Annotated in this window: 1 protein-coding gene; it reads left to right on the forward strand. The window is 50.8% G+C overall.

Going from position 1 to position 240, the window contains the following annotated elements:
- On the forward strand, positions 1–240 hold a 240-nt coding region (locus JEM65_RS21575; protein WP_199603820.1), incomplete at both ends, for a hypothetical protein.

Below are 240 nucleotides of genomic sequence, written 5' to 3' on the forward strand. Positions count from 1 at the left end.
AAAGATTTACCCGCGATAAAAGCATTGCATCACTGCGTGCTGATGGACGGTGTTTTACATATTGACCTGACGCTGCCGTTTGCCTGGAACAGCGGTTTCGATGTGCTGAAAGATGAAACCAGCGGAGAATTGCTGCGGGTCACCGGCGCTACGGCTATACAGTGGAACCTGCGTCACGATATCGCCACCATGAAACGCGCTAACGATCAGCCGGGTATTAAAGGTGTGCGCAATATTCTT

Source organism: Gelidibacter salicanalis (assembly GCF_016469035.1).
Taxonomy (GTDB): Bacteria; Bacteroidota; Bacteroidia; order Flavobacteriales; family Flavobacteriaceae; genus Gelidibacter; species Gelidibacter salicanalis_A.